Source organism: Chthoniobacter sp., from assembly GCF_040003245.1.
Lineage (GTDB): Bacteria > Verrucomicrobiota > Verrucomicrobiia > Chthoniobacterales > Chthoniobacteraceae > Chthoniobacter.
Genome location: NZ_JBDUCX010000015.1, coordinates 36,682 through 42,731 on the forward strand (window position 1 = coordinate 36,682; position 6,050 = coordinate 42,731).

Annotated in this window: 5 protein-coding genes and 1 pseudogene; all 6 read right to left on the reverse strand. The window is 61.7% G+C overall.

The annotated features are described in order from the left end of the window. The gene (locus ABJF10_RS03435; protein WP_348543119.1) at positions 1-1,020 is read right to left on the reverse strand and encodes an ABC transporter permease; all 1,020 of its coding nucleotides are present in this window, start codon (positions 1,018-1,020) and stop codon (positions 1-3) included. Continuing rightward, positions 1,017-1,958, reverse strand: a complete 942-nt coding sequence (locus ABJF10_RS03440) for an ABC transporter permease (protein ID WP_348543120.1) — start codon at positions 1,956-1,958, stop codon at positions 1,017-1,019. Before ABJF10_RS03440 ends, ABJF10_RS03435 begins: the two co-directional genes overlap by 4 nt. Continuing rightward, complete coding sequence (locus ABJF10_RS03445) at positions 1,951-3,918, reverse strand: ABC transporter substrate-binding protein (RefSeq protein ID WP_348543121.1); 1,968 nt, start codon at positions 3,916-3,918, stop codon at positions 1,951-1,953. Before ABJF10_RS03445 ends, ABJF10_RS03440 begins: the two co-directional genes overlap by 8 nt. Positions 3,919-3,932: 14 nt before the next feature. Continuing rightward, positions 3,933-4,682 carry a UvrB/UvrC motif-containing protein gene (locus tag ABJF10_RS03450; protein ID WP_348543122.1) on the reverse strand — a complete coding sequence of 250 codons (750 nt, stop codon included), beginning with the start codon at positions 4,680-4,682 and terminating at the stop codon, positions 3,933-3,935. Between the two features lie 393 nt (positions 4,683-5,075). After that, positions 5,076-5,528, reverse strand: a complete 453-nt coding sequence (locus ABJF10_RS03455) for a pyridoxamine 5'-phosphate oxidase family protein (protein WP_348543123.1) — start codon at positions 5,526-5,528, stop codon at positions 5,076-5,078. A 174-nt stretch (positions 5,529-5,702) separates the two neighbouring features. Further along, a pseudogene (locus ABJF10_RS03460) lies at positions 5,703-6,050 on the reverse strand (cell division protein FtsH); the annotation flags it as partial.

The window sequence follows — 6,050 nt, forward strand, 5'->3', positions numbered from 1 at the left end:
TCAGGTGCGTTTCGGGTCGAAGGCGTTGCGCAGCGAGTCGCCCAGGATATTCAGCGCGAGCACGAGCCCGAAGAGCGCACCGGTGGCAGCGCTGATATTCCACCACACGAGCGGGTCACGGCCAAGCTCCGTGCGGCCGGCGTCGATCATCACGCCCCAGCTGGCTGTGCCCACCGGGGCGCCGACGCCGAGATAGCTGAGAATCGCCTCGGCGAGCACGATGTTGGAAAAGCCCAGGATGGCGCTGATCAGCACGAGGTGCATCACGTTGGGCATCAAATGCCGGAGAACGATATTGCGATGCGATTGACCGAGGGCCCGTGCGGCTGCCACGTAGGGACGCTCGGCCTGTCGCATTGTCTCGCCGCGAATGAGCCGGCAAAGGCCGACCCAGCCGGTGACACCGAGGGCAATGGACATGGTGCCAAGTCCCTTGCCGAGCACCATGAGAATGGCGACCAGCAACAGGATCTCGGGAATGGAAGCAAGCGTGGTGTAAACGTATTGAATGGCGTCGTCCACCCACCGGCGGAAATAGCCGGCGAGGACGCCCAGCAGCGCTCCCAGCGGCACGTAGATTGCGCTGGTCAATCCGCCGATGATGAGCGCGGTGCGGCAGGCCTTGAGCATCTGCACGAAGACGTCCTTGCCAAGCACATCGGTGCCGAGCAGGTGCTTGCCCAGCAGCTTGCCGTGTTGGGCGGCATCGAGCGGCGCATCGGCGAAAGGCGCGCTGTAGCTCCTCTCCTGCTTCACGCTGGAGGTGAGGACGTCGAGAATGCTGCGCGTACCACCGCCTTCGTCGGGAATCTGCAGGCACTCCAAGGCGCCCACGGTGAGATAAAGCAACACCACCACGAGGGCGAGGAGGCCAGTGCGGTCGCGCTTGATGCGCACAAAGGCGCGCTGCCAGCGTTCGTTGCGCGCTCCGGCGCGCAACAGCCAAAACACCAGCGCGAAGCTGCCGATGACGAGCAGATCCTGCGTGATCCAGTGGTTGAAGAATTCGCTGAAGCTCACGAGAGGCGGATGCGCGGATCCGCCAGCGCGTAGAAGATGTCGGTCAGGATGAAGGAGAGCAGGTAGAGCAGCGAGCCAATGAAAACGCTGGTCATGACCACGGGTTGGTCGCCGGTCTGGATCGCCTGCACGAGCACGTTGCCGAGGCCGGGGATCCCGAAGAGGCTTTCAATGAGCAGCGAGCCAAGAATCAGTCGCGGCAACTCGGCGACCACCAGGGTGATGATGGCGATGAGGCCGTTCTTGAAGACATGGATGGCGAGGACGCGGGAGTTGGTAACGCCCTTGGCATAGGCGGTGCGCACGTAATCCTGCCCGATCTCCTCAAGGAAGATGGCGCGATAGAGCCGCGCGTCGTAGCCTAGGTTGATGAGCATGAAGATCACGGCCGGGAGCATGATGAAGCGCACCATCCCGAGGCCCCCGTAGCTGAAGCCGTAGGCGGGGAAGTAGTTCAAGGCCAGGGCGAGGAACGCCTGGGTGAAGATCACATAGACCATGGTTGGCACGCTCATCAGTGCGACGCTGGCGATGGTGAGGGCGCGATCCAGTGGCGAGTGGCGCACGAAGACCTGGAAGAGCGCGAGGCCGACCGAGGCCAGGAAACCGGCGATGAATCCAGGCAGCGTGATGCACAGTGAAGGACCGGCGCCCCGGAAGAAGACTTCGCGCAGGTCGCGGCCGGTGACCCAACTCGTGCCAAATTGCGCCGTCGCGAGATGACCGACATAGTGTATGAACTGACTCGGCAGCGGTCGGTCGAGGCCGCGGTTGTGAATCCATTCGGTCCGCGCCGCGCCGGTGGCCTTCGGCCCGAGGACGCGCGCGGCTTTCGCGTTGGGCGACATCATCACGTTGTCGAGCAGGAAGGTGATAACGATGACGCCGAGGAGGATCGGCACGGCGTAGAGGATGCGGCGAACGAGGTAGTTAAACATGGTTGCGGCGGTTCCAGCGGACGGCGTAGATCAGCCCGGCGGCGAGCAGCGCGCCGAGGATGAAGAGCGGCCACAAAGGCTTGCGGTTCCAGTCGCGGCGCAGTTTCTTGCGCAACACGGGATCGACCTGTTGATATTTATTGAAGCCGTATTCGATCATCGGGGAGTTGTGCGTCCAGCGTGCCCACGGTTGCGTGGCAATATAGAAGGCCTTGTCGAACTCCCAGATCGCCGGGCAATCCTCGGCAAGCATGGCGTTCATCTTCTCGATGAGCGCGAGCCGCTCGGGCCCGTCGTCCATCGTCGCCATCTGCTCGTAAGCGCGGTCGAACTCCGGGCGGCTGTAGCGGCAATAATTGGCCCCTTCCCGGGGAAAATTCTTGCTGTAGAAGATCATGAAAAAGTTTTCGGGATCGGGATAATCCATCGCCCAGCCCGTGCCGCTATCGAATTGAAAATTCCCCTGCTCCATGGCCTCGAGCGCGCGCGCGGCCGTCATCTCGTTGATTTTAACTTTGATGCCAAGCACCTCCAGCATCCGCTGCTCATACTCCGCGCGCTGGCGCATCTCGGTGCTCTCGACCGACTCGTTGAGGGTGAGGACGAGCTGCTCGCCGGTGCGCGCATCGCGGCCATCCGGATAGCCGGCCTCGGCGAGCAGGCGTTTCGCCTTTTCCAAGTCGTAGCCATTGGGGTTCACGTAGTGCGGATCGTAACCGAAGAGCCCGCGCGGGATGAGCTGGTTGGCGACAGGCGCGACGCCGCTGTAGAAAATTTGCACGTAGGCCCGCATGTCGCACGCGCAGGAGAGCGCCTTGCGCAGCTTCACGTTCTTCCCGACGACGGGATCCTGCATGTTGAAGGTGATGTAAAAGGTACCGGGCAAGCCGCATTTCTCGAGTTCCATTCCACGCGCGGCATATTTGGGTGTCAGCTTTTGGTCCGCGGTCACGATCGCGGCAAAGGCATCCTTATTCGCGGTGATGCCGTCGAGATATCCCTGCCGGCCGAGCACGAAGGCGGGAATCGTCTCCGCCACGATGAGAATGGAAAGTTCATCGAAGAGCGGCAGCGGCTTCCCGGCGAATTGCTGGAGCCACTCGGCCTTCGCTGGCGGGAAGCCGTCGCTCGGAAAGACATTCGTATGATAACCGTCCACCCGCTCGTAGCGCGCCCGGCGGCGCGGCGTGTATTCGCGCATGCGAAACGGCCCGGTCCCCACCGTGTAGAAGCGGAAGAGCGGGCGCAGTTTTCCCTCGTGACTCTGGCCGTCGTAATACTCGACCGCTTCCCGTGCGACCGGGCTCAGCGAACACGGCATCGCCATCCAATAGAGGATCTGCGGAAATGGCCCCGTGAGATGGAGGCGAAACGTGTAGTTATCGATCACCTCGAATCCACTGACCGGGGTCGCGTAGTCGAATTTGCCCGTCTTCGCGATGCCGGTCTCGCGGGCCTCGTGCAGCCCGACGATGCGCTGCTCGAGCGGCGCGAAGAACGGCGACTCGACCTTCGGATCAGCGAGCCGCTGAAAAACGTAGTGGACATCGCTCGCAACGACCTCGCGGCCTTTGCCGCCGGGGAAACAGGGATCGTCGTGAAAGTGAATGCCCCGCTTGAGCCGGCAAAGATAGCTCACCGTGCCGTCAGCCTGGACTTCCTTCTTCGGGATCTCCTCGAGCATTCCCGGGATCAGCTCGACAGGATCCGATTTAATCGGGTGATAATCGAGCAGGCGATCGTAGACCGGCTCGAGGAACTGCTGGCTTGTCGTGTCGTAGGCAAACTGCGGATCGAACGACTTGGGGTCATAGGGAATCCCCATGTAGCGGGCGCGCCATGGTGAACCGTCCGCGCGCGTCTTGTGGTAGGGTGGGGGATTCGGGTCGTTATCGCAGCCCGTGAAGATGAGGGCGGCGAGCGGGAGAAACAAAAGCGCCAGAGCGCGGAAGGGGGGCATCCGCCGCAGAGGCATCACTTCTTGTTCTGCTGTTGTCGAATGAGGTCGCGCAACTCCGCGGCGCGTTCGTAGGCCTCGTTGGCGATGGCCTTGTCCATTTCCTTCTGCATCTTCTCCAGCTTGGTCAGCGGCTGCTTGGCGCGCACTTCTTCCAGCCATTCCCCGAGAAAGCCGAGCTCGGGGCTGTTCGCGGCGCCCTCAGGATTTTCCGCCTGTTCGTAAAAGGCGCGGATTTGCTCGACGCCTTCCTCGATCTTTTTCACCGCCGTCGCGTATTCCTCGCGCTCCAGCTCGATGGAAGCCTTGGCCCGCGTCTGCATCATCAGCACATAGGGCGTGAACTGCTCCACGGACTGCGCCAGCTCCTCGGGCATGGCGTGCGTGGTCACGAATTTGAACATCTCGAGATTGCGCTGCGTGTCGCGGATCACGCCGACGTAATCGCTCAACTGGAAAAGGGAAATGTAGCGGTGATAGTACTGGATGCCCTCCTGCTGGAGTTCACCGACTTCCTCGGCATCGAGCGCGTATTTCTCGTTTTTCTTCTCCGCCCGCTTGGCGCGCTGCTGATGGTACTCGAGCAGGGATTCGCAATCATTCGGCTCTTGCCCGTCCGGCCGGCCGGAGGTTTCCATCTGGATCAGACCCAGGTCGATGCGGAGCTGGATCTTCTCCTTCCCGTCGCTACCGAGTATTTTGCGCACCTTGATCATGCCGGGCTCATGCGGCCAATCACGCAGCAGATCGTTCAAGTCGAGACTCATTGTTTTCAGCAGTATCGAAACGTCATCCTGCTTTGTCAATGAAGGCAGGCAGGAAGACGTGTCTTAAATTACCACCAAATTGGACAGCGTGGGGAGCAGATCGTTCGACGCGGAACGGCGCGCCGGCTCGCGTAGCGCGGTTTCGAGGCGGAAATTACTTCCGGGCGCGGGCGCGGTACGAGAAGTACCCAGCCACCACCGCGACATAGCTGATCGCCGCGGTGGCGTAGATTTTAAAGAAGAGGCTCCAAAGCATGATAGGGAGAGGGATTGCGTCCCTCTGTCTCATCATTACCCCCGAACGCCGGCCACCTTAGTGGCAAACATCGAATCTGTTAAAATCAAGGAAATCGCCACGCTCCGCGCTGACGGCGCTTTCCCTGTTTTCTGCGCTCAACCCGGCAGCGGAACCTCGTGATATTCCAGTGCCCATTCGCGCATGAACCGCACGCGACTCGGGCGGATACGATAGATGATCAGTTCCGGGTTCTCCGGCGAACCGAGGTAACGGCGCAGCAGCGGATTGCCCTCCCAGATCTCCCGGAGAATCACCGGGTCCGTGAGCACTTCCGCCCGGCCGGTGATGCGCACCTGGTCGTGCGCTTCGTCGAGGTAGTTGAGCTCGACCTTCGGATTGGCCGCGATTTCCTGCGTCTTGCCGTAGCTGCGCAGGTTGGCGACGTAGATCGTGAAGTCTTCGTCCACGCGCACTGGCGAAACCGGGCGCACGCGTGGCTGGTCGCCATCGACCGTCGCGAGTTGCGGAAACTTCGCACGCTGGATCACGCCCCGCGCCAATGCGGGGAGTTCCTCGACGGCAATCGGCTGCGGAGTGGGGCCGGGCATGGAGAAAGGATGAAGGATGAAGGCGGAAGGATGAAGACCGAACTGCGTCGATCTGCATTTTCCGCCTCCTCTTCTTCGCCGTTCAACGGCGGCAGGAAGCCACGATCAAACGCCAGAATTCGCGCGGAAGGGAATCTTCATCCTTCATCCTTCCGCCTTCATCCTTTTCCCCGTCTACGCCGGGGATTCGGTCAGCCCGGCCGGATAATCCGGCGCGATCGTCGTGCCGTGCTGCCGGGTGAGCGGCGGCGGTTCGGCGCGCGGTGGCTTCACCGCGGGTGGCGGGGTGGTCATGCGGCCGGTTTCGATGATCTCCTTGATCTGCTTGCCATCGAGCGTCTCGAATTCCAGCAGCGCCTTGGCGATGATCTCCAGCTTGTCGCGGTGGTCCTGGACGATCTTCAGCGCGCGCTGGTAGGCGTCGTCGCAAAACTTGCGCACTTCGGCGTCGATCTCTTGCGCCGTGGCTTCGCTGTACTCGCGGCTGTGGCCGATGTCGCGCGCCAGGAAGACGTGGTCTTC